Source organism: Micromonospora halotolerans (assembly GCF_032108445.1).
GTDB classification, from domain to species: domain Bacteria; phylum Actinomycetota; class Actinomycetes; order Mycobacteriales; family Micromonosporaceae; genus Micromonospora; species Micromonospora halotolerans.
Genome location: NZ_CP134876.1, coordinates 6374498 through 6400710, shown reverse-complemented (window position 1 = coordinate 6400710; position 26213 = coordinate 6374498). Strand labels below are relative to the sequence as shown.

Genomic DNA, 26213 nt, shown 5'->3' with positions numbered 1-26213 from the left:
GCTCCTGACGGTCAGGCCGGTGTGGCCGGGAGACGGTGCACGGGGCGGGGGTAGGACGGCGCGAAGGCGTTCGCCGGGCCGGGCCGGGCGGCGGCGCCGGCCGCGAGGTCGGCGTCGTAGGCGGCGGCCCGTACCAGTGATTCGAGGTCCTCCGGTGGGCAGGTGGCGCGGACGTTGAGCAGCACGGTGGCCCGGGCCACCGGCGATCCGTCGGGCCCGGCGGGCTCGTGCCGAGGCCGGTCACCGGCGGCCACGACGCTCATGCGGATCAGCCCGGCGGGCGACTGGACGGCGAGTTTGGCGTGACCGATGACGTCTCCCCGCCGGGCGCAGGCGGCGGAGAGCGATTCGAGGGCGACGTGTGCCCAGCGTCGCGGGGAGAACCCGCCGTCGGCCGAGACCTGCCATATCTGGTTGAGCCAGCTCAGCCGCGCCTCCGCCGCGGCGTACCGGTCGTAGTCGACGGCCAGGTCCACGTCCCGGTCGCGCGGTGGCTCGCCGGTCCACCGCGCGACGAGATCGTCGAGGTGCTCGCCGAGGCTCGCGCTGTAGCCGAGGACGCCCGCGCCGGGGTAGCCGCGCCGGATCTGGTCGAGGAGCGCGCCGAACGCGGCGCGGGGCAGGGCGTCGGACTTGTTGACCGCGATGAGGTCCGCCTCGGCGAGTTGGCGGTCGAACAGGTAGCCGAGGTCGCCGTCCAGCACGCCGACGCGCGCCGGATCGACGATCGTGGTGAGGGGGGCCAGCGTCAGGCGGTCGCCGTAGCGGGCCCGCAGGGGGCGGATGACCGTCGCCTGCAGGTCGGTGCAGCTGCCGACGGCCTCGGCCAGGATGGTGTCCGCACGCCCGGTGTCGAGCAGGTCCGTCACCAGGTCGGCGAGGTCCTCGAAGCGACAGCAGAAGCAGCCGTCGGTCACCTCGCCGACGTCGGGCACGGCGTCCCGGGCCAGGTGGGTGTCGACGAGGTCGCTGCCCTGGTCGTTGGTGATGACCGCGACCCGGCCGCCGCGTGCGGTGAGCAGCCGTCCGGCGGCCAGCATGGTCGTGGTCTTGCCCGCGCCGAGGAATCCGGTGAGGACGACGAGTCGGGGCACGGCTGCCCCCTCCCCGCGCGCCGCGGGGCCGCGGTGCGCTTTTGTGAGCGAGAAATCGTTTGCTCGGTTCTGATCGAGGACCATAGGAGCGGCGGATGGGGCTGTCAACGTCGAAGCGCCGCCGAACCTCGCCCGTCAGCGCTGGAGGATTGACCGCCGCGCGACGGCTGCCTAACCTGATCGCAACCGCAGCGAGAAATCGATTCCTTGTCTGCCGCATATCACGACCCGCCCCACCCACCGATGTGGAAAGGCGATTCATGACACCCACCACCCACGCACCACGTACCTCGCTTCGGCGGCTGCTCGGTGCCGCCGCCGCGGCGACGCTCATCGCCGGCTCGGCCGTCGTCGGTCTCACCGGGCCCGCCTCGGCCTCCACCGGAACGACCGCGAACGGCCCCGTCGGCTGGGACGTCTACCGCCGGCTCGACCGGCTCCCGGAACTGACCGACGGCTCCCGGGCCTACCAGTTCTCGAGCTTCGACCGCAGCGGCGGTAACGACGACGGCTTCTCCGGCCAGTACTCCTGCCTGCGCACCAGCGCCGACGGCTGCGTCATCGCCGAGGCCACCGGCGCCGGCGAGATCGACTCCATCTGGTTCACCCGCGACGAGGGCAACGTCTCCGCCACGGGCAAAATCACGGTCGTCCTCGACGGACAGACCGTGCTCGACGCCAAGCTCCAGGATGTCGTGGACGGCAAGCTCGGTGCCCCCTTCGTCTACCCGGTGGTCGCCAACGCGGCGCAGAGCTCCGGGGGCGTCTACATCAAGGCGCCGATGACCTACCGCAGCTCGATGCGGGTCACCACCGAGAAGAACCCGATCTTCCACCACGTCTCCTACCGGAAGTTCACCACCTCGGACGGCGTCCGCACCTTCGACCCCACCGACCGGGCCGAGGACGTCATCGCGCAGCTCAAGGCCGCCGGCACCCGCGACCCCAAGCCCGCCCAGCCGGGCGCCGCGACGGCCGAGCGCACCTTCGCCGTCCCCGCGGGCGGTCGGGCCACCCTCGCCAGTGGCGTGGGCCCCGGCGCGATCACCGCACTCCAGCTGAAGATTCCCCAGCTCGTCGGCGCGCCCCAGCCGATCGCCGACGACGGCCGCGCCTTCGGTGCCGGCGGCGGCAGCGAGTTCACCGTCGCCGTCGACCCGGCCAACACCGGCGTACGGCTCACCCGCCGGCTCGACCCGCACATCGGGCACCAGCGGGCGCGGATCCTGGTCGACGGAGCACCGGTCGCCGAGTGGCCGGCCAACGACCCGGTGCCGTTCGGCACCTGGCTGGACCAGAGCGTCGAACTGCCGGCGAGCGCCACGGCCGGCAAGACGAAGCTGACCATCCGCAACGAGTTCATCTCGTCCGACCTCGACGTCAACGAGTTCACCTACTGGGTCGACAGCCTCGTCGCCGGCACCGCGAAGCGCACCGACACCGTCGACCTGGGCCCGGCGCACACCGACGTCGAGGCGGCGCACGGCTACCGGATCACCGCGCAGACCTGGCAGGGCAGCAACACCTCCTCCTACCCGTCCGACGACGAGCGCAAGGCGGCCGTCGCCGCGTCCGACGCGGTGCTGCGTGACACCCGGCTGCGCATCTCGTTCGACGGAAAGACCACGGTGGACGCCCCGCTCGGCGAGTTCTTCGGCACGGGCCTCGGGCTGCACGCCGTCCGGTCCCTGATGTTCGGCGTCGACCCCGCGACCGCGACCCTGTCGGCCTGGTGGCCGATGCCCTACCGGTCGCGCTGGTCGATCGAGCTGCGCAACGGGTCCGACGTGGCGATCAAACCGTCGGTGGCCACCGTGACCACCGAGCGCTCCGCCCGCTGGGCGGCGGCCCTGCGGCCGACCGGCGACACCGGCTACTTCCGGGCGACCGCGACCAGCGCCGACACCACGCCGGGAGCGGACCACCTCTTCCTCGACGTCGCCGGACGGGGGAAGTTCGTGGGGGTCACCCACACCATGGAGGGGCACATCCCCGCCGGTAACCAGCGCAACTACCTCGAGGGTGACGAGCGGGTGTACGTGGACGGCGCGCAGAGCCCGAGCATCCACGGCACCGGCACCGAGGACTTCTACGAGAGCGGCTGGTACTTCAACCACGGCACCTTCTCCGCGCCCATGAACGGCAACCCGGCCCACGAGATCGCCGACTACGGCTGCCGGTACGACTGCACCGGGGCGTACCGGCTCATGCTCGCGGAGTCGGTGGCGTTCTCGACCGGACTGCGGTTCGGCATCGAGCACGGCCCGGGCGACCAGGACCCGGCCCGGTACGGCTCCACGGCGTACTGGTACGGCCAGGACACCCTCGGGCAGCGCTGGACGGACACGGTCGACGTGGGCGACTCCGCCAGCGAGACGGCCCACCAGTACGCCTCCGGCGGCGACCGGACGGTGCTCACGGCGACTTTCGAAGGCGACGACGGCGCGCCCCGACCGGTGACCGACGACGTCCGCGCCTCCAGCGAGCCGATCCGGTTCCGGGTGACCCTCGACGAGGACAACGCGGGCGCGGTCCTACGCCGGGTCGGCGACCAGTCGGCCGGGTACCAGTCGGTGGCGGTCGGTGTCGACGGGCACGACGCCGGCATCTGGTCGCAGCCGCTGGCCAACGCGTCGCACCGGTGGCTGGAGGACGAGTACCGGGTCCCGGCCGCGCTCACCCGCGGCAGGGACGCGGTGACCGTCACCCTGACGCCCACCGCCGGCGCTCCGGCCTGGTCCGCGGCCCGGTACGCGGTGCTCAGCCTGGTCACGCCGTTCACCGACCACCAGCGGCCGGGCGCGGTCAGCGGGCTCACCGCCACCAGCGGCACGACCAACGCCGTGACGCTGACCTGGCAGCCGGCCGCGGACGACGTCTACGCCCCCCGGTACGAGGTGTTCGCCTCCCGCCAGGCGGACTTCACGCCGGGACCGGGCAACCGCGTCGGCACCACGACCCGCCCGAGCTTCGAGCACGCGGGTCTGGGGCTGCGCGAGACCTGGTACTACCGGGTACGCGCCGTGGATGCGGCCGGCAACGCCAGCCCGTACTCGCCGACCGCCTCGGCCACCACCGGTGACACGCTGCGGATCGAGGGCGAATCGCTCCTGCCCGCGGTCAGCGCCGACGCGCCGGCCGACCCGCAGAGCGACTGCTGCGGCATCCACTGGTCGCAGAGCGCGCAGCTGTGGTTCCACGCGAACGGGCCGAACCAGAGCGTCACCGTCAACTTCACCGTGCCCACCACCGGGACCTACGACCTGCGCCTCGTGCAGACGCTGGCCCGGGACTACGGCACCAACACGGTGGCGATCGACGGTGCCCGGGTCGGGCCGGCCTTCGACGCGTACCACTCGCCGGAGGTGGTCGTGAGCGACCCGCTCGACTACGGCCAGCGGGAGCTGACGGCGGGCCGGCACACGCTCACGCTCACCGTGACCGGCAAGGCCGCCGCGGCGGTCGGCTACCTGGCCGGGCTCGACTATGTCGAGGCGCGGCTCGTCTCGTGACCGACCGGAGCCGCCGGGCCCGCAGCGGGCCCGGCGGCTCCGGCCCGACCCGCAGCAGACCCGCAGACGACTGACGAGGTGCCGCATGACAGAACGCCCGCTGGTCCGGATGACCGGCATCGGCAAACGGTTCGGCGGTGTGCACGCCTGCCGCGACATCGACCTCACCGTCCGGGCGGGTGAGGTGCACGCGCTGCTCGGCGAGAACGGCGCCGGCAAGTCGACACTGATCAACATCCTCTCCGGCGTGATCACCGAGTACGACGGCGCCATCGAGCTGGAGGGGCAGCCGGTGAGCTTCGCCGGCCCGTCCGACGCCCAACGCGCCGGCATCGCGACGATCCACCAGGAGCTGGACCTGGTGGGCGGGCTCTCCATCGCGGAGAACATGTTCCTCGGCCGCGAGCCGCGCACCCGGATGGGCACCGTCGACCTCCGGCGGATGCGCCGGCAGGCCACCGACCACCTGCGTACGCTCGGCGCCGACCTCGAACCGCGGCGGCTCGTCGGGTCGTTGCGCGTCGGCGAGCAGCAACTGGTCGAGATCGGCCGGGCCCTGTCGCTGAACGCGCGGGTGCTGATCATGGACGAGCCGACCGCCGCCCTGGCGGACGCCGAGGTCGAACGCCTCTTCGCGACGATCGCCGAGCTGCGTCGGGCCGGCGTCGGCATCGTCTACATCTCGCACCGGATGGCGGAGATCGAGGTCGTCGCGGACCGGGTCACCGTGCTGCGCAACGGCGGCATCGCGGGCAGCGTCGACCCGAAGACCGCCTCCCGCGACGACATCATCCAGCTGATGGTCGGCCGGTCGGTCGACGCGCTCTACGGCGAGGGTCGCAACGAGCCCGGGGACGTGCTGCTCGACGTCCGTGGACTCGCCGTGGCGCCACGCCGGCCGACGCCCGGGCGGACCGAGCCGGCCGGTGTCGACCTCACGGTGCGTTCCGGCGAGATCGTCGGACTCGCCGGGCTGATGGGCGCGGGCCGCACCGAACTGCTCGAGACGCTCTTCGGCGCCGGCGGCTCCGGCCGCCGCGCCGGCCAGGTGACGTTCGACGGCCGTCCGTACCGTCCGCACGGCCCACGGTCGGCCCTGGCGCGCGGGGTGGCGTTCGTCCCCGAGGACCGGCGCGGCGCCGGACTCATGCTCGAGCACTCGGTGGCCGACAACGTCGTGCTCTCCGCGCTGTCGACACTGACGACGCTCGGCCTCGTACGCCGGCAGGCGGTGAAGCGGACGGTGGCCGGGCAGCTCAGCGCCCTGGCGGTGAAGGCCGCCTCGCCCGCGGTCGCCACCGCCACGCTCTCCGGCGGCAACCAGCAGAAGATCGTCTTCGCCAAGCAACTGCTGACGCGACCGCGGCTGCTGCTGCTCGACGAGCCCACCAGAGGCGTCGACATCGGGGCCAAGGCCGAGATCTACCGGCTGCTGCACCAGCTCGCCGACACCGGCATGGCGATCCTGCTCGCCTCGTCCGAACTGCCCGAGCTGCTCAGCCTCTGTGACCGGGTGGTCGTCCTGCACCGCGGTCACACCGTGGCCGCGCTGCCCCGCGCGTCCGCCACCCAACAAGCGATCCTCGCCGCGGCCAACGGGGACGATGCCAAGGAGGCCCGATGAACTCGCCCAACCCCACCTCCGTCGCCGAAGCGCCGCGCGAGACGCCGCCCCGCCGCGGGCCGATCCGGCTGCCGCGGGACCGGCACGCGATCGTCGACAGCTTCTTCCGCTTCCAGAGCCTGTTCGGCCTGGCCGCCGTCTTCATCATCGCGATCGCCGTGTCGCCCGTCCGCAACGGCGAGAGCGTCTTCCTCAGCTCCGGGAACCTCGCCAACATCGTCCGGGCGGTCTCGGAGATCGGCATCATCGCGGTCGGGATGACGTTCGTGATCCTGATCGGCGGCATCGACCTCTCCGTCGGGGCGGTGCTCGGGCTCGCCGCGGTCGGGTCCGCCACCCTGATGGTCGACAGCGGCATGGGCATCCTCCCGACGGTCCTGATCGTGCTGCTCATCGGCACCGCGTTCGGCGCCACCCAGGGTGCGATCGTCGCCCGGCTCGGCATCCAGTCGTTCATCGTCACCCTCGCCGGCCTGCAGGCGGCCCGGGGCATCGCCCGGATGTGGTCCGGCGGCCTAGGCATCCCCATCGCCTACGGTGACGGGCCGCAGGAGGCCCCGGAGGCGTTCTCGACGCTGAGCGGGTCCATCAACGGAGTCCTCCCGGTGCCGGCGCTGCTGTTCCTCGCCATCGGCGTCGGCGCGCTGCTGGTGCTGCGCAGCACGGCCTTCGCCCGGCACGTGTACGCCATCGGCGGCAACGAGAAGGCCGCCCGGCTGTCCGGGGTGCCGGTGCGCCGTGTCCGCATCACCGTGTTCGCGATCTCCGGCCTGCTCGCCGCGCTGGCCGGGATCATCCACGCCGGGCAGCTCAACCAGGGCAGCCCGAACGACGGCGCCGGCTACGAACTGGACGCGATCGCGGCCGTGGTCATCGGCGGGACGAGCCTTGCCGGTGGCAGTGGATCCATGGGCGGCACCATCGCCGGCGCCCTGCTGCTCGGGATCCTCAACAACATCCTCGCCCTCAACAACATCGACGCGAACGTGCAGCTGGTCGTCAAGGGCCTGGTCATCGTGGCTGCCGCCGCGCTGCAGAAGCTCCGTCCCCGCATCGCCTGACCCACCACCCACTGGAGGAAACCATGCGTTACGCCCGAAGAGCCGCCACGATCCTGGCGCTGGCCGCGCTCGTCGCCACCTCGGCGTGCAGCGTCGAGGACGACCCCGGCAGCGGCAGCTCCGACGCCTCGGCGAAGTGCGGCAGCGGCAAGGACTTCCTGATCGGCATGTCCCAGGCCAACAATGCCGAGCCGTACCGGCAGGTCATGAACGACGACGTGAGCAACGCCGCGAAGTCCGTGCCCGGCTTCAAGGTGGTCGTCTCGGACGCGGCCCAGGACAACAGCAAGCAGGTGGCCGACGTGGAGAACTTCCTCTCCCAGGGCATCAACCTGCTGATCATCTCGCCGAACGAGGCGAAGCCGCTGACCGCGGTGGTCAAGAAGGCCTACGACCAGGGGATCCCGGTCATCGTGCTGGACCGCAAGGTCGAGGGCGACGCGTACACGGCCTTCATCGGTGGCGACAACGTCGCGATCGGCAAGGCGGCGGGGGAGTACTACGCGAAGACGCTGCTGCCGCAGGGCGGCAACGTCGTGGAGATCTCCGGCCTGCCCGGCTCCACCCCGGCCGCCGAGCGCGCCCAGGGCTTCCGGGAGGGCATCGCGAGCAACCCGAAGATCAAGATCGTGGCGAGCCAGACCGCCGAGTGGCTGCGGGAGAAGGGGCAGAGCGTCATGGACGCGATGCTCAAGTCGACCCCGGACATCGACGCGGTGTACGCGCACAACGACCCGATGGCGGAGGGCGCCTACCTGGCGGCGAAGGCGGCCGGCAAGGAGACCGCGATCAAGTTCACCGGGATCGACGCGCTGCCCGTCCCCTCCGGCGGCATCAAGGCCGTCGAGCAGGGCCGCCTCCAGGCGACGTTCCAGTACCCGACCGGCGGGCGTGAGGCGATCGACCTGGCCAAGAAGATCCTCGTCGACTGCGCCAAGGACGTCCCGAAGACGACCACCCTCGGCACCCAGCAGATCACCAAGGAGAACGCCGCGGAGGTCTACACCACCCTCGGCGGCAAGCAGTAGGGCCGGGCGCTGGTCCGCCGCCGGAGGTAGGCGGCGGACCAGCGCGGCCGCGCGCCCGTCCGGCGCACCCCCTCGCCACCCGTTGACCCCTGGAGGAACGCATGCCCCGCCCACCGTCGCGCGTCGGTCGGCTGTCCGCGCTGCTCGCCCTCGCCCTGGGACTGATCGTGGCCCCGGCGCCGGCCCGGGCCGCCGACAGCGCCGCGCTGAGCAACCAGCCGTACGAGAACCGGTCCGTCCAGGTCACCGCCGGCGAGTTCGTGAACGTGTACGACCCCAGCGTCGGCGAGGACGAGCGCTGGTACTACAACGACCACACCATGGTGCGTGACCGTGCAACCGGCCTGTGGCACGTCTTCGCGATCACCCACGCCGAGCCGGCCAACCCGTTGGACGAGAAGTTCTTCGGCCATGCCACCGCGCCGTCACCCCGTGGCCCCTGGACGAAGCAGCCGTTCGCCCTTGAGGCCGACCCGAGCGCGGGGGAGACGCACATCTGGGCGCCGTACGTGCTGTTCCACGCCGGCACCTACTACATGTTCTACGCGGGCGGCACCGCCGACCACGAGGCGTACCGGATGCACCTCGCCACGTCCAAGGACCTGACGACCTGGACGCGGCACCCGGGCAACCCGCTCTTCACCGACGGCTTCGACGGTCGGGACCCGATGGTGACCCGCGTCGGCAACCAGTGGGTCATGTACTACACCGCCAACAGCACCCCGGCCGGTGGCCACCACATCGTCGCCTACCGCACGAGCCGTGACCTCGTGCACTGGAGCGACCGGCGGACGGCCTTCGAGCACCCGGCCACCGGCACCTTCGGCGGGCCGACCGAGTCGCCGTTCGTGGTGCACCGCGACGGCTCCTGGTATCTCTTCGTCTGCTGCGAGAGCGGCTACCAGGACACCCGCGTGTACCGCAGCGAGGACCCGTTCCACTTCACCGTCGACCAGCTCGCCGGCCGGATCGAGGCGCACGCCGCCGAGGTGGTCAAGGACGACTCCGGCACCGGCCAGTGGTACGTCACGGGCGCCGGCTGGGGTCAGGGCGGGCTCTGGTTGGCACCGCTGAACTGGCGTACGCCGGTGGTGACGAAGGGGCGGCTGGTCAGCACGCCCTACTACCGGGCCGTCGTGCAGGCCGCGCCCGAGTCCCGGCTGGTCTCCTACGAGGCCGACCCGACCGGTCAAGGCGCCTACCGGACCGTGACGGACTCGTCGTTCCGTTCCACGGCGCCCTACCTCGCGGTCGGCACCTTCGGGCCCACCGACACGGCCGGCGCTGCCCGCGACGTGACCGTGTCGGCCGACGGCACGGACGTGCTCCTGGCCGGCATCCCGCTCGGCGACGAACCGGTGACCGTCGACTGGCGCTTCCGGTTCGCACCTACCACGGTGGATGTTGGCCTCGCCTGGCACGTGACCGGCCCGACCAGCGCGCCGGTCTGGGAGGCAGCCTGGAACCTCGACTCGGCCCTGCCCCGGCTCGCGGACCCGGCCGGCGCCGATCGCGACGGGGACGCGGCGGGCTTCACCCGGTGGACGCTTGCCACGGACGACACGACCACACTGGCGGTTGCCTACCGGGACGGGTCGGCCTGGAGCGAGGACAACCGGTGGTTCAACCGGCCGAGCGGCTCGGTCGCCTGGCAGCCCCTGTGGCAGCCGGGCGGGCGATCACTGCCGGTGGGCGACCTCCCGGGCGGGACCTGGCGCATCGGCGTGAGCGGCGCGCCCGCCGACACCGGGTTCGCAGAGGCCCTGGCCGCCTCGCTCAACGGCGCGGCGTAGCCTCCGGCCCCGCGGCCGGCCACCGGAACGGGTGGCCGGCCGCGGGCGTCGGCGCTGGTGATGCCGAGAATCCCGACGACATCGGCAGCTGATGGCCCTCGCTACCGGGCTGCCAGCTGCCGTTCGCCCTTAATGACGCCCGTGGAGGTCTGGGGACGCTCGGGCCGGAGCCTTACTCCATGTACATGGCGAGTGCTGGAGCGGTTGAGCTGTGCAGAAGCTCAGTTTGCGAGCGCCGAGCGGCATAGCGCACGGTGTGCGGCAGGAGGGCGCATCGGTACCTGTACACCGGCCGGGCGAACGGTTAAGGGGTTCGCGAGGACTCGGCTGGGTGGCTGCTCATGTTGTAGGAGTTCTTGGCGGCGACCACGGCCGCCTGGATGTGTTCGGGGTTGACGCCGTGGACGTTGAGCGGCGGGTGCAGAGGCCGGACAAGTTCGGCCTCGATGGTCGCCGGCTCGGCGTCCTCCACCCAGGTCAAACGCAGGTGCGCGTACATCCACGTGGTCAGCCGCGCCTCGTCCTCAGGGACCAGAACAACGCGATCGGTCCAGGTTGTTCGGTAGCCCTCGGACACAAGAAGCCCGACCAAAGTACGGCGCAGAGTCGAGCTGCCCGAACGCCTCAGGTGGTTGCGCAGGATCCGGCCCCGCAGGCTGGTCGCCCGACCGAGATACAGCAGCCGTAGCGACGGGACGCTTTCATTCGGCGGCCCGGGAAGGTCGGGAAAGACCGAAGGATCAGCCCACCAGGCGTAGACACCGCTGCCACGGCTGAGCCGCTTGACGGCGACATCGAGTGTGACCGGCACGCCGGTGAGCAGCCGCAGGGCCTCTTCGACCCGGGCTTCGTCGGTTAGGGCGTCGTCGTGTCGTGTTTCGGGAATGGTCATCGAGGCCATCGTAGGTGTCCCAGGCAGATCGTGGCCCGGGCTGCACGCAGGCTGGATGCTCCACACAGATTCGGCAGCGCCGGGATCAGCGGCCACGGATACCGACAGACCGATCAGCGGACCGCGCCCGGTCGGCGGCATGAGAGCGGGCTCGTCGCTGCTGCCTTCACGGCTTCGGTCGACCTGGCCGGTGGAACCCCCCGGTGTCCGCCTGTCGCGGTCGATAACTCGTGGCTTAAACGTCGTATCCCGTCACTACATGCGACCAAGAGTGGTGCGTTCGTTTAGGGACCGGAGTTACCTGCGAGGTCGCGACGTCGTGTACACGATCGACTTCCCCGGTCGTGGCGCCAGTGCACGGCTCGGCCCGTTCAGCCCGAGCCAGCTGGGCGGCCCGCAGCCGCCACCACACCCCGGCGCCGACCGCCGCCGCGATCGCATACCCGGTGATGAGGGTGGGCGCACCGGAGCCTGTCGGGGGCAACGCGAGAGCGATGACCGCACTGAAGATCACTAGCCGGTTCCGTTGTTGCGGCAGCCGGGCCGACACTGCCAGCGGCAGGATCGCCCAGAGCAGGTACCACGGCTGCACCACAGGCCCGCACACCACCATGATCGTGAGCAGCAGCGCAAGACCCCGCACCGGTTCCACGGCGCCGCGGCACACCGACCGGAGCACCCGCCCGCAGAGCACGGCACCGACCGCCGCGCCCAGCAGCGTGGCCACGTGCACCGCCTGCGGCAGCACGTGCCAGCCAAACAGCCCCGCCCCGCCGCCGATCAGGAAGCCGAGCTGGTTGGTGGGCGCCATCCAGCTGTACACGCTGGTGGAAGAGCCGAGTGCACCGATCCAGCCGAACCCGAGCCCCGATCCAAGCGCGACCACCGTGGAAAGCACCACGCCGCCCCCGGCCGCCACCGCCGTCACCAGCACCACCCGGCCATGCCTTCGGGCGGCGTACGCGGCCAGGCAGCACACCGCACCGATCGCCACGACCTTCACGTTGGCCGACAGGATCAACAACGCGAAGCCCCCCGCCAGCCGCGGTACGCCGTTCGTCCCCCGTCGGGCGAGGCCGCCGAGCCCGAGCTCGAACCCGGCGAACATCAGGCCAAGCATGATCGCATCGTTGTGCGCCCCGGATACCAGATGCCACAGCACCAGCGGGTTGAGCAGGCAGAGCCACAGCGCCGTGGACTGGGAGGTGCCCGTGCGCCGCACCAGGCGCGGCAACGCCCAGGCGATGAGCAGGACGCCAGCCAGCGCCAGCGTCCGGTACACCAGCACGCCGGCCACCAGGTTCGTACCGGTGGCCCGCCCCACCAGGGTGGCCAGGCCCTCCCACGCCGGGCCGTAGGGCGCAGGCGTGTCCACCCAGTAGTGGCTGACGTGCTGGGCGACCGCCGAGTCCGCCTCGAGGGCCCGCGCCGGGCCGAGTCGATACGGGTCATGCCCCGCGAGCGGGATCAGGCCCTGAGCCTGGTAGCTCCACAGGTCGCCGCTGAACAGCGGACGGCCGAGAGCCAGCGGCAGCGACCACCAGACCGCGATCGTGCGCAGACGCCGCAGCGGCACTGCGTGGGCGACCGTGCCGAGAATCAGCCAGGAACCCACGACCACGACCATGGCGACCAGCCCGCCCACTACGACGACCGGGAGCGGAATGGGCTGACCGCAGGTCAGGCCGGCGAGGACGACGGCCGCCGCCGCGCCGGTCCGTTGGGTCGCGCCAAGTCTTTTCCGGGCCGCCTCGTCCGACCGGACCGGGGGCACGCCGAGCCATCCGGCGACGACGTCGGCGGTCTCTCGGCGCACGGGCGGTGGCGCGGACTCGGCGCGTGCGGAACTCCTGCGAAAAAGGGCGCGCGGTGGCCGCGGCCGACTCGGCAGAAGATTCATGCCAAGAGTCTTATGGACGACTTGGCGCAAACGTAATGAGGTGAATCCCGGAGCCGACCCGCAGATGTCGATCGGCACCTGGCGTGCGCCGTTAACCGGCTCGCGGTTAGCGGCAGGTCCGGATACTCGATCACCCGCCTGCTGAGGCCTACGAGCCCGACCAATCCAGCGCCACTTCTGCCCGACCGGGGTCAGCCAGGTCAGGATCCTGAGCCGCGAATGCCTGCTCCAGCGTCCCCCACCCGAACTTCTGAATCACCTCAGCTTCACTTGTGGTGATCGGGACCAACCACGTGAAGACCACCGGCGCGGGTTCGGTGTGACAGACGGCGAAGGACTCCGGCAGATATCTCGGGCTGATGGCCAGGATGGCTGTGGTCTGGCTGCCCGGGAAGAGATGCCCGCGCGGACCAATCACCTGCCCATGCGACAAGCCGGTCCGGCGGCGCACCATCTCACCGGCCACCTGGAACAACAGCCCAGCCGCCAGGGCCGGATAGTCATCAGTGGGAACGTGCATCACCAACTCCTGGTGCAAGGCCCCGTCACCCGGCAGGTTGAGATGACGCCGCGACAGCCCGACCGTCACCAGGGTCGTGACCCCGCCGAACGGGACGTCGGGGCCAAACCACGCCACCTGAACGCCCTCCGGCGTCGTATCGTCGCCTCGGCTACCAGTCGCGATGAGCCCGAGGTGCGATTCCAGGTGTTCAATCAACCCAGCCACTCGCTGATCATCTCCGATCAAGCCACGACGGAAGCTCTCCCCTGCCGACCATGTGTTCGCCCCCACCTCGGGACACAGAGCCTGTGAACGGGGTACGGCCAGCAGCTACCGCGCGGTCGCGTCGAACAGTGTTGTCAGCGCGCAGAACTCGGCTTGGGCTGCGTCGATCACCGGTGCGGTGGGCCGGTGCGTGCCGCCGGTGTAGCGCCGTGCGAACGGTAAGCGCGGGGACGGGCGTGGTGGTGCGGTGGATGCCGTCAACGGTCTCAAGGGGGCCGACGCCATTGGCAAGCAGCCACAGGTAGTCGCCGAGGTTCCTGGCGATCACGCTCAGCTCACCCTCGGAGCCAAGGAACACGATCGGTTGGGTCTCGATCGGGGCGTCAGGCACGCGGATCCAGAAGGCAGCCAGACCGCCGGACCCATCTTGCCCGAAGACTCGGAACGGCGCGATGTCGGCCGTCGGGTTGCCAGTCCAGGATTGCCACCACTCAAGCGTCTCGACGGACCACATGAACTCGTCGTACGGCTCGAAGTCGTGACCGTCATGGTCGACGGAGAAGCCTTCAGCGTGGGCTGCAGCCAGCGCGGGCGGAAGCGTACGGTCCTCGTACTGCACCAAGAAAGTCTAGGAGAGCCTTCATACGGCGTCGGGTGGAACTGACTGACGCTCGAGTAGCGAGGCCATACCTGAGTTGCAACCAGCGCGGTGCGCGGCAGATCCGATTCCCGATCACGTGGGGGCGCAGGTCCAGCGGCGGGAAGACTCTGTCCTGGCATATCTGCGCAGGCGGCGCCACGCATCGTCAGTCATCAAAATGCGGATTGCGGTGGACCGGCGGCGCCGCTACGGTAACGCCAGGTCATGAGTGCCAGCTCCAAGCCCCGGCTTGCTGGCCGGCAACCCTCCTACGCGGGTGGGGTGCTCCGGGTGAGGACCCGGCCCGGCGCATGGTGTGCCAGGCAAGTCGCGGACGGAGCGTTCCCCTGCCATTCCCAACGAGACTGACCGCGCCGCTGCTCGACGGTGAACTTGTTCGTCTGGAGCCGCTGGAGCACCGGCACGCTGCGGACCTCGCCATAGCAGCCGAGGAAAACCGGACCTCGTACCGCTTCACGTGGATGCCCACTGCGGGCGAGGTGAGCGATTACATCGATGCGCAGCTGGCAAGGGCTGCGGCCGGGAGTCTGATGCCGTCTGCGCAGGTAGCCAAGGCGTCCGGACGCGCCGTTGGGGCGACCGCCTACTGGGATCCGCGGCTGTGGCCGGATCGCGACGAGTTGTGCGCGCTCGAGGTCGGTTTCACCTGGCTGGCTGCTTCGGCACAGGGCAGCGGGCTAAACACCGAGACCAAATTTCTGCTGTTCGCCCACGCGTTTGAGCAATGGCAGGTGGCCCGTGTCGATCTCAAGACCGACGCCCGCAACAAGCGCTCCCGCGCGGCGATCGAGCGCGTAGGAGCGCAGTTCGAGGGCGTACTGCGCTGCTGGTCCCGGTCGTGGGCACCGAATGAGGAGGGCTTACTCCGGGACTCCGCGATGTACTCCATCCTCGCCTCAGAATGGCCGGCCTGCCGGGCCCGACTACAAACACGGCTCGCCAAAGGCCACTGATGCACGGCCTCGACCTGTTCATCGAAGATAGGGCCGCAACGGCGACCCTCCGAACGACAAGAACCAAGCCGCACGCACATCGGCAGGTCCGATCGCTCACCGACCATGCCAGCGCCCGGACTGCGGCAGATGTGCACACGTGATTCTTGGTCCGGGCTCGGTGGCGACTCCGACGCCTCGTGCGGGAAGACGTGTTGCGGTCAAGTCCGGGCGTAGTGCTGCACGTAGTCCTGGAAGGTGAGGGACTGGATGGTGGCCATCAGGGTGTCGGTGAGCCGGCGGATGTCCGCCGGCGCCTCGATGTGCACTGGGATGGCTGGTCCGAAGGTGACGCTGATCGGGTGGCGCCGGGGAAGGCGCGCGCCGGGCGGACGTACGCGGTCGGTGCCGCGGATGCCGACCGGGATGATGGGGACGCCGGCCTGGTGCGCGAGGCGGACTGCGCCGGTACGGCCACGGTAGAGGCGGCCGTCGGGGGAACGCGTGCCCTCGGGGAAGACGGCCACCAGGCCGCCGGAACGGAGTACGGGGACGGCGGCGTCGAACGCCGAGAGGACCGCCCGACCGCCGGCCCGCTCGACCGGGATGGCGCCCATGCCGGTGACGACCTGCCGGGTGAGATAGCCGCGGGGTCCGGGGGAGCGGAAGTATTCGGCCTTGGCCCAGAAGGCGATGTGCCGGGGCGTCAGGATTCCGAGGAACAACTGGTCGGCGATCGACAGGTGGTTGGCGGCCAGGATCGCGCCCCCGGAGTCGGGGAGGTGACCGAGGCCCGTGACGGTGGGACGCCAGGAGTGGCGGAGGTATCGGCCGATGCTGTGCTGGGCGAGCGCGTACAGGGGTGGGGTGCCGGTCATGCGGCGGGTCCGAGGTGGGCGGTGAGGGTGGCGTCGAGCAGCGCGCTCGGATCGGTGGCGCCGGTCGCGAGGGTGAGGCTGCCCCAGTTCCACAGTTGGGCGATGCCGTGCAGGTTGGCCCACAGTGCTCCTGCGACGACCTGAGCTGGCGGCTCGGGCTCGGGCCGGGCCTGTGCGACCAGGTCGGTGAGAAGCCGGAACAGTGGCAGGCTGGTGTCGCGCAGTCTCAGGTGGCCGCTCTCCAGCAGGTCGTGGCGGAACATCAGCTCGTATCGGCCGCGGCGGGTGGCGGCGAAGTGCAGGTAGACCCGGGCGAGCGCGGCCAGCCGGGCGCGTGGGTCGCCGGCCGCCTCGGCCAGGGCGGAGTTCGCCCGGGTGGCGAGGTCGGTGAACCCGTCGCGGGCGATGGCCGACAGCAACTCCAGGTGGGTGGGAAAGTAGCGGCGCGGCGCGCCGTGCGAGACGCCGGCGCGTCGGGCGATCTCTCGCAGCGACACCGCGGACGGGCCCTCATTGTCGAGTAGTTCGCCGCCGGTACGGATGAGGCGTTCGCGTAGCCCCTCGTCAGCAAGCATAGACGGTGTCTACCAGGTGCGAGTAGACGCCGTCTACTCGCACCTACCTTCCGTGTTGGCCGCCCGACCCACGGCATAGACATTGTCTACGCAGAGATGGTAGACAACGTCTACCTGCTGATCTTCGCCTGGGCTAATGGGAGGCGCCGGTGCGCGGTTCGAAGGTCGTCGGCGCAGGTCACTACCAGCCTGCGAAAGTGCTGTCCAACCATGACCTCGCCACGATGGTGGACACGAGCGACGAGTGGATCCGCAGTCGGGTCGGCATCCGGGAACGGCGGATCGCCGGGCCCGCCGAGCCGCTCGACCTGATGGCGGCCGAGGCGGCGGACGCGGCCCTGCGTGAGGCCGGCGTGGCCGTCGAGGCGGTCGATTTGGTGGTGGTGGCGACCTGCACGGCGGTCGACCGCAGTCCCAACATTGCCGCCCGGGTCGCACGTCGGCTCGGCATGGCGTCACCGGCGACGATCGACATCAACGTCGCCTGTTCCGGGTTCACCCACGCGTTGGCCACGGCTGACGGTGCCATTCGGCTCGGCTCGGCGACGAACGCGGTGGTGATCGGCGTGGAGCGGCTGAGTGACTTCACCGACTGGACCGACCGGACGACGTGCGTGCTGGTCGGTGACGGAGCCGGCGCGGTGGTGCTGACCGCCGCCGAGCAGCCCGAGATCAGCCCGGTGGTGTGGGGCTCCTACCCAGACATGGGCGAGGCCGTGGTGATCGAGGGCGATCGCAAGTTCACCCAGGCTGGACAGAGCGTCTACCGGTGGGCCACCACCACGCTGCCCGACATCGCCCGCCAGATCTGCGCCGCCGCCGGCATGACGCCGGACGATCTCGGCGGCATCGTCCTGCACCAGGCCAATCTGCGCATCATCGAGCCGGTCGCACAGCGGATCGGGGCGACGAAGGCCGTCGTTGCCCGCGACGTCACCGAATCGGGCAACACCTCGGCGGCGAGCATCCCGATCGCGCTGTCGAAGCTGCTCCAACGCGGAGAGCTCCAGTCCGGTGCACCGGTGCTGCTGCTGGGCTTCGGCGGAGGACTGTCGTACGCCGGGCAGATCGTCCGCTGCCCATGACCATGACTAGAAACCACAGTGGGACGGGGTGCGCATGAGCACGTACGAGAGCATCGCCGCGTTCCTCAAGCACGAGGGCGAGATGCTCGGCACTACCCAGTGGCAGGCTATCGACCAGGGCAGGATCAACGCGTTCGCGGACGTCACCGGCGACCATCAGTGGATTCACGTCGACGAGCGGCGCGCCCTTGCGGAGAGCCCCTTCGGGAAGACCGTCGCGCACGGCGCGTTCACGCTCTCGCTATGCTCCGCCTTCCTGTCCGAACTGATCCACGTCAACGGCGTCCGCCTGGTGGTCAACGGTGGTCTGAACAAGGTCCGTTTCCGCATGCCAGTGCTGGTCGGTTCGCGCGTCCGCGGTGTGGCCACGCTTACGCAGGCCCGACCCCTGTCCAACGGCGCCCGCGTGGTCGTACAAGTGAAGGTGGAGATCGAGGGCGAGACCAAGCCTGCGTGCATCGCGGACCAGGTGTTGGTGTTCTATGGATGAGGGCTGCCGGAACTCCCGCCAGCGATCCTGCCTTGTATCAAATCCTGCAGAAGAATTTGGCCGAAGGTAGCCGGCGGGCAGCATCCGCTCATCGGGATGACAGGACATCGGTCGGCGGCTGAGCCGTCGCTCAATCGCCGGCCCCTGTCGCACATCACCTGACGGAGTCGTGCGTGCCGCCTATCGCTGGGGCATGCGATCCTCGAAGCCGGTCAAGACGCGCGATCAGCGGATTGAGAGTGCAGCGGATCATGGGCGATCCATGACGTACCGTCCTGGTGGTGGCGTATGCGGGCTCCCGGACCATGAATGTCGGAACCTGGTTGCTGCCCGAGGACGAAGACGCGTTCGACCTGGCGTTGCGCGATACGTTCCCTGGCGCCGCGTGGCGGTGCTCGCAACCGGGACCGTTAGGACTTCACCCAGTCCACCTGCACGGCTCGCTGGCAAACGCGATGGCCTGTGGCGGACGGGGAGTTCAGGCGTTCCTGCACCTGCCGATCGGCGCGAGCCTGCCGTCAACCGTCGCGCTTGCCGATGGCGTCCCGCTGCCGGACGGGCCACCGGTCGCTGCCATTGTTCAACTCCTGCGCTCGACCCGTCGACATGATCCCGGCGGTACCTACTGCGATCACGACGCCGGGTACCGGCACCCGGAAGGCGGTGCCTACTTTAATGCCGGCAGGCTGGCCGTCCGCTGGTTCGAGGACGAAGTCGCTGCCGACACACACCAGGTCCTCCTGCGGCAAACACGGGCGGTTCGGTCGGTGCTGATCGCCACCACTCGTCCGGCTCGAATCAAAGATCAAAATGGAAGACGACTGACTGGCTACCGCATCGGTCCGGCCGCCCAGGCAATGGCCGACGCGAGCGGTACCCTTCTCGGTCGCACTGGAGTACAGCGGTTCCAGCTCGGCTGAACCTGCCGCAGTCTTGACGTCAGGCAACGCACTCACCTCGGCAAGACCGAGCATCGGCTTGATCGACGGAGTGCGACGCTGCGCGACGCACGGTGAGCGGCAGAAGCGCGCACGTGACCTTGGTCAGCGCGTCCGATCGAGCTGTCAGGCGTACGAGGGCCGGCGCGGGTCCAGCAACTCGGTGACGCGGCCACGGTCGAGGACTTCGATGAGTGCGTCGGTACCGCGTTCGACCTTGACCGCTATCTCCTCTGGGTGCAGAGGGATCAGCGCGAGCAACGCGATGCGGATGCCGCCGCCGACGTCGATCGTCCGGGCCTCTGGCGGCACCCGCAGCATCGGCGTGACGACGACTCCAGCGAACGGGGCGTCCGTAGCGTACGGCTGCGCGGGATCGCCGTTCGGCACGGAATGCCATTCGCCGATCCAGGTTCCGTACTCGTGCGGCAGCCGAGCTACCTGCTTGAGGATCCGCAGCGGCCACCCGGCCTCGTCGGCGAGCCCGGCTACCTCGGTCAGCGGCCAATCTGCCGGAAGGCTGAGCATCAGTTCGGCGTACGGGCTGATGTCGTGGCCCTCCGGGACCGTCATCGGCAGATCACTCATCCCAGAAGTGATCAGCGTCCGGTACGGGCGTTCCTCGGTCGGGGCCACGACATAGACATGCACACCGACCAGGTGCGAGGCGATCTCGTGGTAGACGAACTCGACGGGCCCGAAGTGCTCCTCGATGTGTCGGTCGATAGCGTCGGCGAAGGCCTGTTGCGGCCCTAGCGCCGGTACGAACCCGTCGTGCAGCGACTGATGACGGAGGACTCCTGACCCGCGCGACTCGCCCATGGCGACGCAGCCTATGCAAGGGTCCAACGGGGGCGCGACCGGGGGCACGCCCATCGACACGACCGGACGGCGCATGGCTCGAGCGATCGTGACGCTCCGCAGCGCACGACGCGCGGCATGTGCGGGCGTTAATCGGCGTGCCGCGTCGGCGAGACGAGGGGTTGACGGTGCGTCGGCATTTCAGAGCGTGCAGGCGGGCCGATACTGGACACTGGCCCGCCTTGCTGCGTTGCGGTCCGCCGTGCTCAGGGATGTCTGGTAACGGGTAGCTGGTCAGTGCTGCGGACGGTGTCGCGGTAGACGGCGAGAGCGGGCTTGGGTCGGTAGATGTCGGTGACGATGCCCAGTGTCCCGGTGGTTCCGTGGAGCTGCTGTCGGCCTCCCTGAGGCTGAACAGTTCGTAGTGGGTGATGTTCAGAGACCGTCGTCAACCGGTGGCGCACGCGGGGAGGCCGCGGTGAGCCGGCGTATCGGCTATGCCGGTGGTGGGGCGGTCGTGCGGCGGACGACGAGGGCGGGGGAGAGCTTGATCTGAGCGGTGGGTCGGTTCCGGTCGGCGATGCGGTCGAGCAGGAGCCGGGCGGCGTCGGCGCCGATCTCGTGGCCGGCCTGGTCCACGCTGGTCAGGGAGATCGGCCGGAACGCGGCGAACGTGGTGTTGTCGTAGCCGGCGACGGAGATGTCGTCGGGCACGCGGAGCCCGGCCTCGGCGATGGCGTCGAGCGCGCCCAGGGCGGCGATGTCGGCGCCGGCGAAGATGGCGGTGGGCCGGACCGGCCGGGCGAGTAGCTGGCGGGTGCCGAGGTAGCCGCCCTCCTGGTTGTATCGGGTGGACGCGATGTCGATCTCGTCGGCGAGGCCGCGGGCGCGCATGGCCTGCCGGTAGCCCTCGGCCCGAATGGCGTTGGGCATCTCGGCGAGGCAGTCGGCGGTGGTCTCGTGGTGCTCGATGTGCGCGATGCGGCGGTGTCCCAGGTCGGCGAGGTGGTTGACGACCAGCGCGGCGCCGGTGAGGTCGTCGTCGGCGACAGTGTCATAGGTCTGGGATCGGCCGTGCCGGCCGACGACGACGGTGGGTACGACGCCGGCGACCTGTTCGAGATAAGCGCGGGTGGAGATGGGTGCGACGAGGACCATGCCGTCCATGCCGCGGTCGATCATGGCGTGGATGACCCGGGCCTCGGCCTCCTCGCCGTTGCAACCGGGGCCGAGGAGCACCTGGTAATCGGTGCCGGCGATCCGGGCGGTGAGGCCGTCGAGGATGTCGGCGAAGAAGGGGTTGCGGATGTCGGGCAACATGATGCCGATGGTGTAGGTCTGGCCCCGCATGGCGCGGGCGGCGGCGTTGGGGCGATAGCCCAGCTCGCTGATTGCCTGACGCACCTTCGCCTGCATCGTGGGACTGACGCCGTAGGCGTTACGCAGCACCTTGGACACCGCGGTGGTCGACACCTGGGCGTGCCGTGCCACGTCGATGATGGTGATCCGTCGGGTGGGCGCTGCGGGCCTGTCCACCTACGTCCTCCAGTGCCGTGTGAAACGTTGCCCAGAGCCTAGATCGCCGGAACACGCTGTACCAGCCGCGGACCTATTGACGTGTGGTAGATGAACTCCTAGGGTCAGGCGCAACATTTTGGACAACGTTACCCACGCCACACCCTCTGGCCCTCGCAGTTGGCTTGTTGTTCCAGCTCCCTTTGCGCCCGCTGCTTGAAACGTTTCAAAGAGTGGACACGCGGATGACAATCACCCCGACCGGCCATCCGGTCTCCACCGGCGACCGCCGCTCGGTGCCCCTGATCTCCACCGGTGGCCGCCGCTCGGCGCCACCCTGGTGGTTCGCCGCGCCGGCGCTGGTGCTGTTCGCCTTCGTGGTGCTCGTGCCCAGCGCTCGGGGCCTCTACTACGCCTTCACGGACTGGGACGGCCTGAGCCCCGACTTCGCGGTCGTCGGACTCGACAACTTCGTCGGGATCACTCGCGACCCCGACGCCCGGCAGGCGATCTGGCACACGCTGGTGATCGCGGTGTCGATCACGATCATCCAGAACGGGATCGGGCTGCTGCTCGCGCTCGGGGTGAACACCGTGATCAAGTCCCGCAACGTGCTGCGGGTCTTCCTGTTCGCCCCGGCAGTGGTGACGCCGATCGTGACCGCCTACCTGTGGCGTAACCTGCTGGGCCCGGACGGCGCGGTCAACAGCCTGCTGGGTGCCGTCGGGCTGGACTCGTGGCGGCAGGACTGGCTGGGCGATCCTCAGTTGGCCCTGTGGGCGGTCGTCGCCGTGGTCGTCTGGCAGTTCGCCGGATACTCGATGGTCATCTTCCTGGCCGGGCTGCAGTCCGTGCCCAAGGAGCTCTACGAGGCCGCCGCGATCGACGGCACCGGGCCCGTCCAGCGGTTCTGGTCCGTGGTCCGGCCGCAGCTCGCGCCGGCGTTCACGATCAACCTGATGCTGTCGATCATCGGCGGGATCAAGCTGTTCGACCAGGTGTACGCCTTGACCGGCGGCGGACCCGGGCACGCCACGGACACCATCTCCACGCTGATCTACAAGGACGCGTTCACCCTCGGCGAGTTCGGCTACAGCATCGCCCTGGCGGTGGTGCTGACCATCATCGTGGCGATCGCCTCCACCGGGCAGTACACCGTGCTCGCCCGTAACGAAAGGGCGGCGTCATGAACCGCTACCGGTGGCGCACCTTCGGCCTGGAAGTGGTGATGGTCGTCGCGGCGGCGGTGATTGCCTTCCCGGTCTACGTCCTGGTCAACCTGGCGGTGCGTGCGCCGTCGGACACCTCTTCACCGATCCGGCCGACGACCTCGCCCACCCTCGCCAACTTCACACAGGCGTGGCGCGAGGGTGGCCTCGGCGGGGCATTGGTCAACAGCGCGATAGTCACCGCCGTCAGCGTCGTGATCGTGCTGGCGGTCTCGGCGCTGGCCGCGTACCCGCTGGCCCGTGCCACCGCCCGATGGTCCCGGGGAATGTTCCTGCTGATCATGCTCGGGCTGGTCCTGCCGTTCCAGCTCGCCGCGCTGCCGCTCTACCAGACCATGCGGGACCTCGGCCTGCTCGGCAGCGTCTGGGCGCTGGTCCTGTTCTACTCCGGGCTGCAGGTGCCGTTCACCACGTTCCTCTACACCGGTTTCATCCGGGCCCTGCCGCAGGACTTCGAGGACGCCGCCCTGATCGACGGCTGCCGGCCGTGGGACGCATTTCGGCACGTCGTCTTCCCGATGCTCAAACCGGTCACGGTGACCGCGCTGGTGCTCAACGCGATCGCGGTCTGGAACGACTTCTTCACCCCGCTGCTCTATCTCAGCGGCAGCAGCCAGCAGACGGTGCCGGTGGCGCTGGCCGGTTTCGTCGGCCAATTCGTCGCCGACTGGAACCTCATCTTCGCCGCGCTGGTGATCAGCATCGTGCCGATCCTGCTCCTCTACTTCGCGCTGCAGCGCAGCATCATCAACGGCTTCGCCGGAGGGCTGAAGGGATGACACCGTACGGCCTGGAGACGGAACAGCGGCCCGAACCGCTGGGGGTGGGGGAGCGGCTTCCCCGGCTGTCCTGGAAGCTCGCGTCCGACCGGCGCGGGGCGACCCAGTCCGCGTACCGGCTCACCGCCGCGGAACGGGCGGCGGATCTGGCCGATCCCGACCGGCTGATCTGGGACACCGGCCGCCGGGAGTGTGCCGACACGATCCTGATCCCGTGGGACGGGCCTGCCCTGCGGTCGGCGACCCGCTACCACTGGCGGGTGCAGGTCTGGGACGAGACCGGCGCCGAGGCCGGGGCGGCGCAGAGCTGGTTCGAAACCGGCCTGCTGCACCACGACGACTGGACCGCGACGTGGGTCGGCCGGGACCCGGCAGTGCTGCCGTACGTCGAGCCGCCCGGCGACGACGACCGCCCGCCGCTGGAGGCACCGCCGCTGTACCTGCGCCGGGAGTTCCACCTCGACCGACCGCCGGTGCGGGCACGGCTCTACGCGACCGCTCGCGGTGTGTACGAGCCCCGGCTCAACGGCGTCCGGGTCGGCGACGCCGAACTGGCGCCCGGCTGGACCGAGTACCACCGCCGGCTGCACTACCAGACGTACGACGTCACCGAGCTGCTGCACCCCGGCGCCAACGCCCTGGCCGCGATCGTCGCCGACGGCTGGTGGTGCGGGTATGTCGGCTTCGACGCACGCCGCCCCGCGCAGCACTACGGCGACCAGCCGGCGTTCCTGGCCCAGCTCGTCGTGGACTTCGCCGACGGGTCCCGACAGGTGGTGGCCACCGACGGTGCCTGGGGCGAGCGGCCGGGCGCCATCCGCTCGGCCGACCTGCTGATGGGCGAGTACGTCGACCGCCGCCAACACGTGCCAGGGTGGGACACCGCCGGGGCAGCGGCGTTCCTGCCCGTGGCCGTGCTCGACCCCGAGCCGGGTCCGCTGGTGGCCGAGCCGGACCACCCGATCCGCGTAATCCTCGACGTGCCGGCGATCGACGTCCACCAGCGTGCGCCTGGCCGATACATCGTCGACTTCGGGCAGAACCTGGTCGGGCGGGTGCGGCTGACCGTTCGCGGTGCCCCCGCCGGTCACCGGATCGTGGTGCGGCACGCGGAGATGCTCGCCGACGGCGAGCTCTACACGGACAACCTGCGCACCGCCAAGGCGACCGACATGTACCTCGCCGGCGGCGACGAGGTCGAGGTGTTCGAGCCTCGGTTCACCTTCCACGGCTTCCGGTACGTGGAGGTCGACAACCTTCCCGGTGAGCTGGCCCCGACTGACATCGTCGCCCGGGTGCTGCACAACGACACGCCGCTCACCGGGCGGTTCGAGTGCTCCGACCCGATGGTCAACCAGTTGCAGTCCAACATCACCTGGGGGCAGCGCGGCAACTTCATCGCCGTACCCACCGACTGCCCCCAGCGCGACGAGCGGCTCGGCTGGCTCGCCGACGCCCAGATCTTCGCCCCGACCTCCAGCCGCAACGCCGACGTGTCCGCGTTCCTGGCCCGCTGGCTGCGCGACGTGGTGAACGGGCAGGACGCCCAGGGCGCCTTCCGGGACGTCGCCCCGGTCGTCGCCCTGCACCGGGAGGCGGCCCCGGCCTGGGGCGACGCCGGAGTGATCATCCCCTGGCACCTCTGGCGCGCCTACGGCGACCGCCGCGTGCTCGAACGCAGCTACGACTCGATGCTGGCCTGGGTCCGGTACGTCCACCGGCACAACCCGGACCTGCGCTGGCGCCACCGCACCGGCAACTCCTACGGCGACTGGCTGCAGGTCGACGTCACCACGCCCCGCGAGGTGCTGGCGACCGCGTACTTCGCGCGCAGCACCCAACTCACCGCAGAAGCGGCGGACGTGCTGGGCCGGCACGACGACGCCGCCCGACTGCGCGACCTGCACGCCGGGATCCGCGCGGCCTTCATCGACTCGTACGTCGCCGCCGACGGCACCGTCGAGGGCGGCACCCAGACCGCGTACCTGCTGGCGCTCGCGTTCGGGCTACTGCCGCAGCGGCTCGTGCCGGCGGCCGTCGGGCACCTGGCCGCCGACATCGAGAAGCGGGACCACCGCCTGACCACCGGCTTCGTGGGTGTGGCCCTGCTGTGCCCGGTGTTGAGCGACCATGGCCGGGCCGATCTGGCCTACGCCCTGCTGCATCAGGAGGAGTTCCCCTCCTGGGGTTACTCGATCCGGCACGGCGCGACCACGATCTGGGAGCGCTGGGACGGCTGGACCGACCACGCCGGCTTCCAGTCGCCGGCGATGAACTCGTTCAACCACTACAGCCTGGGCAGCGTCGGCGACTGGCTCTACGGCCGGGTCGCCGGCATCGACCAGGCGCCGTCCTCGGTGGCGTACCGGGAGCTGCTGCTGCGTCCGCTGCCCGGTGGCCGGCTCCGCTGGGCCCGCGCTGAGCAGGAGACCGCACGGGGGCGCGTCGTCTGTGGCTGGTCGATCTCCGACGGGCGGCTCACCGTCACCGCAACGGTGCCGCCCGGGTGCACCGCCGTACTGCAGATCCCCACACCGGACCCGGACAGCGTGCGCGAGAACGACGCGCCCGCCGCCGGCCGACCCGGGGTTCTCGGGGTCGAGACGTACGCCGCGGGAGTCACCCTGCGGCTCACGTCCGGCCGCTACACCGTCACCGCCACGGCACCCGACGTGGTGCCCTAACCGCTCCTTCACCAG

21 protein-coding genes and 1 riboswitch are annotated in these 26213 nt (G+C 70.3%); of the genes, 12 read left to right on the top strand and 9 right to left on the bottom strand.

Features of this window, described 5'->3' with window-relative positions; genetic code table 11:
- Positions 1–11: 11 nt before the first annotated feature.
- Positions 12–1094 (bottom strand): GTP-binding protein, encoded by a 1083-nt coding sequence (locus RMN56_RS29960; protein ID WP_313721217.1) that lies wholly within the window; start codon positions 1092–1094, stop codon positions 12–14.
- Between the two features lie 260 nt (positions 1095–1354).
- Here RMN56_RS29960 and RMN56_RS29955 point away from each other — a divergent pair, with 260 nt between their 5' ends.
- The 5 genes from RMN56_RS29955 (at position 1355) to RMN56_RS29935 (ending at position 10112) form a co-directional block, all read left to right on the top strand.
- The gene (locus tag RMN56_RS29955; protein WP_313721216.1) at positions 1355–4606 is read left to right on the top strand and encodes a DUF2961 domain-containing protein; all 3252 of its coding nucleotides are present in this window, start codon (positions 1355–1357) and stop codon (positions 4604–4606) included.
- A gap of 85 nt (positions 4607–4691) precedes the next feature.
- Positions 4692–6230, top strand: coding sequence for a sugar ABC transporter ATP-binding protein (locus RMN56_RS29950; RefSeq protein ID WP_313721215.1), 1539 nt, complete (start codon positions 4692–4694; stop codon positions 6228–6230).
- Positions 6227–7291: an ABC transporter permease gene (locus RMN56_RS29945; RefSeq protein ID WP_313721214.1), complete on the top strand. Its 1065-nt coding sequence runs from the start codon at positions 6227–6229 to the stop codon at positions 7289–7291. The genes RMN56_RS29950 and RMN56_RS29945 overlap by 4 nt, the downstream gene beginning before the upstream one ends.
- Before the next feature lie 23 nt (positions 7292–7314).
- Complete coding sequence (locus RMN56_RS29940; protein ID WP_313721212.1) at positions 7315–8319, top strand: substrate-binding domain-containing protein; 1005 nt, start codon at positions 7315–7317, stop codon at positions 8317–8319.
- A 101-nt stretch (positions 8320–8420) separates the two neighbouring features.
- Entirely contained in the window at positions 8421–10112 is a 1692-nt protein-coding gene (locus RMN56_RS29935; protein WP_313721211.1) for a family 43 glycosylhydrolase, read from the top strand.
- Positions 10113–10416: 304 nt separating this feature from the next.
- On the opposite strand, the gene RMN56_RS29930 is transcribed toward RMN56_RS29935, so the two are convergent.
- The 4 genes from RMN56_RS29930 to RMN56_RS29915 form a co-directional block, all read right to left on the bottom strand.
- Positions 10417–11004, bottom strand: a complete 588-nt coding sequence (locus tag RMN56_RS29930; protein ID WP_313721209.1) for a GIY-YIG nuclease family protein — start codon at positions 11002–11004, stop codon at positions 10417–10419.
- A gap of 235 nt (positions 11005–11239) precedes the next feature.
- Positions 11240–12904, bottom strand: a complete 1665-nt coding sequence (mptB, locus tag RMN56_RS29925) for a polyprenol phosphomannose-dependent alpha 1,6 mannosyltransferase MptB (RefSeq protein WP_313721208.1) — start codon at positions 12902–12904, stop codon at positions 11240–11242.
- Positions 12905–13052: 148 nt separating this feature from the next.
- Entirely contained in the window at positions 13053–13631 is a 579-nt protein-coding gene (locus RMN56_RS29920) for a suppressor of fused domain protein (RefSeq protein ID WP_313721207.1), read from the bottom strand.
- Between the two features lie 7 nt (positions 13632–13638).
- The gene (locus tag RMN56_RS29915) at positions 13639–14250 is read right to left on the bottom strand and encodes an SMI1/KNR4 family protein (protein ID WP_313721206.1); all 612 of its coding nucleotides are present in this window, start codon (positions 14248–14250) and stop codon (positions 13639–13641) included.
- 242 nt (positions 14251–14492) lie between these two features.
- Positions 14493–14607: riboswitch (SAM riboswitch) on the top strand.
- On the opposite strand from RMN56_RS29915, the gene RMN56_RS29910 reads away from it, so the two are divergent.
- The gene (locus RMN56_RS29910) at positions 14583–15245 is read left to right on the top strand and encodes a GNAT family N-acetyltransferase (protein WP_313721205.1); all 663 of its coding nucleotides are present in this window, start codon (positions 14583–14585) and stop codon (positions 15243–15245) included. It overlaps the preceding riboswitch by 25 nt.
- Positions 15246–15445: 200 nt before the next feature.
- Here the strand turns inward: RMN56_RS29910 and RMN56_RS29905 are convergent, their stop codons facing one another.
- Complete coding sequence (locus RMN56_RS29905) at positions 15446–16102, bottom strand: lysophospholipid acyltransferase family protein (protein WP_313721204.1); 657 nt, start codon at positions 16100–16102, stop codon at positions 15446–15448.
- Complete coding sequence (locus RMN56_RS29900; protein ID WP_313721203.1) at positions 16099–16677, bottom strand: TetR/AcrR family transcriptional regulator; 579 nt, start codon at positions 16675–16677, stop codon at positions 16099–16101. Before RMN56_RS29900 ends, RMN56_RS29905 begins: the two co-directional genes overlap by 4 nt.
- 149 nt (positions 16678–16826) lie before the next feature.
- On the opposite strand from RMN56_RS29900, the gene RMN56_RS29895 reads away from it, so the two are divergent.
- The 3 genes from RMN56_RS29895 (at position 16827) to RMN56_RS29885 (ending at position 19172) form a co-directional block, all read left to right on the top strand.
- Positions 16827–17762: a beta-ketoacyl-ACP synthase III gene (locus RMN56_RS29895; RefSeq protein WP_313721202.1), complete on the top strand. Its 936-nt coding sequence runs from the start codon at positions 16827–16829 to the stop codon at positions 17760–17762.
- A 34-nt stretch (positions 17763–17796) separates the two neighbouring features.
- Positions 17797–18252, top strand: a complete 456-nt coding sequence (locus tag RMN56_RS29890) for a MaoC family dehydratase (RefSeq protein ID WP_313721201.1) — start codon at positions 17797–17799, stop codon at positions 18250–18252.
- Positions 18253–18533: 281 nt separating this feature from the next.
- Positions 18534–19172, top strand: a complete 639-nt coding sequence (locus RMN56_RS29885; RefSeq protein ID WP_313721200.1) for a hypothetical protein — start codon at positions 18534–18536, stop codon at positions 19170–19172.
- Positions 19173–19316: 144 nt separating this feature from the next.
- Here RMN56_RS29885 and RMN56_RS29880 read toward each other — a convergent pair whose 3' ends face one another.
- Positions 19317–20012 (bottom strand): suppressor of fused domain protein, encoded by a 696-nt coding sequence (locus tag RMN56_RS29880; protein WP_313721199.1) that lies wholly within the window; start codon positions 20010–20012, stop codon positions 19317–19319.
- A gap of 474 nt (positions 20013–20486) precedes the next feature.
- Positions 20487–21527, bottom strand: a complete 1041-nt coding sequence (locus tag RMN56_RS29875) for a LacI family DNA-binding transcriptional regulator (protein WP_313721198.1) — start codon at positions 21525–21527, stop codon at positions 20487–20489.
- Positions 21528–21751: 224 nt separating this feature from the next.
- On the opposite strand from RMN56_RS29875, the gene RMN56_RS29870 reads away from it, so the two are divergent.
- Genes RMN56_RS29870 through RMN56_RS29860 form a run of 3 tightly spaced genes read left to right on the top strand, consistent with a single transcriptional unit; the run spans position 21752 to position 26198 of the window.
- Positions 21752–22696 carry a carbohydrate ABC transporter permease gene (locus RMN56_RS29870; protein ID WP_313721197.1) on the top strand — a complete coding sequence of 315 codons (945 nt, stop codon included), beginning with the start codon at positions 21752–21754 and terminating at the stop codon, positions 22694–22696.
- Positions 22693–23514, top strand: coding sequence for a carbohydrate ABC transporter permease (locus tag RMN56_RS29865; RefSeq protein WP_313721196.1), 822 nt, complete (start codon positions 22693–22695; stop codon positions 23512–23514). Before RMN56_RS29870 ends, RMN56_RS29865 begins: the two co-directional genes overlap by 4 nt.
- Positions 23511–26198, top strand: a complete 2688-nt coding sequence (locus tag RMN56_RS29860) for an alpha-L-rhamnosidase (RefSeq protein WP_313721195.1) — start codon at positions 23511–23513, stop codon at positions 26196–26198. The genes RMN56_RS29865 and RMN56_RS29860 overlap by 4 nt, the downstream gene beginning before the upstream one ends.
- Positions 26199–26213 lie beyond the last annotated feature (15 nt).

Coding starts and splice junctions, on each gene's coding strand:
- RMN56_RS29955 (WP_313721216.1), top strand. CDS start 1,355: ATGACACCCACCACCCACGCACCACGTACCTCGCTTCGGCGGCTGCTC.
- RMN56_RS29950 (WP_313721215.1), top strand. CDS start 4,692: ATGACAGAACGCCCGCTGGTCCGGATGACCGGCATCGGCAAACGGTTC.
- RMN56_RS29945 (WP_313721214.1), top strand. CDS start 6,227: ATGAACTCGCCCAACCCCACCTCCGTCGCCGAAGCGCCGCGCGAGACG.
- RMN56_RS29940 (WP_313721212.1), top strand. CDS start 7,315: ATGCGTTACGCCCGAAGAGCCGCCACGATCCTGGCGCTGGCCGCGCTC.
- RMN56_RS29935 (WP_313721211.1), top strand. CDS start 8,421: ATGCCCCGCCCACCGTCGCGCGTCGGTCGGCTGTCCGCGCTGCTCGCC.
- RMN56_RS29930 (WP_313721209.1), bottom strand. CDS start 11,004: ATGACCATTCCCGAAACACGACACGACGACGCCCTAACCGACGAAGCC.
- mptB (WP_313721208.1), bottom strand. CDS start 12,904: ATGAATCTTCTGCCGAGTCGGCCGCGGCCACCGCGCGCCCTTTTTCGC.
- RMN56_RS29910 (WP_313721205.1), top strand. CDS start 14,583: ATGGTGTGCCAGGCAAGTCGCGGACGGAGCGTTCCCCTGCCATTCCCA.
- RMN56_RS29905 (WP_313721204.1), bottom strand. CDS start 16,102: ATGACCGGCACCCCACCCCTGTACGCGCTCGCCCAGCACAGCATCGGC.
- RMN56_RS29900 (WP_313721203.1), bottom strand. CDS start 16,677: ATGCTTGCTGACGAGGGGCTACGCGAACGCCTCATCCGTACCGGCGGC.
- RMN56_RS29890 (WP_313721201.1), top strand. CDS start 17,797: ATGAGCACGTACGAGAGCATCGCCGCGTTCCTCAAGCACGAGGGCGAG.
- RMN56_RS29880 (WP_313721199.1), bottom strand. CDS start 20,012: ATGGGCGAGTCGCGCGGGTCAGGAGTCCTCCGTCATCAGTCGCTGCAC.
- RMN56_RS29870 (WP_313721197.1), top strand. CDS start 21,752: ATGACAATCACCCCGACCGGCCATCCGGTCTCCACCGGCGACCGCCGC.
- RMN56_RS29865 (WP_313721196.1), top strand. CDS start 22,693: ATGAACCGCTACCGGTGGCGCACCTTCGGCCTGGAAGTGGTGATGGTC.
- RMN56_RS29860 (WP_313721195.1), top strand. CDS start 23,511: ATGACACCGTACGGCCTGGAGACGGAACAGCGGCCCGAACCGCTGGGG.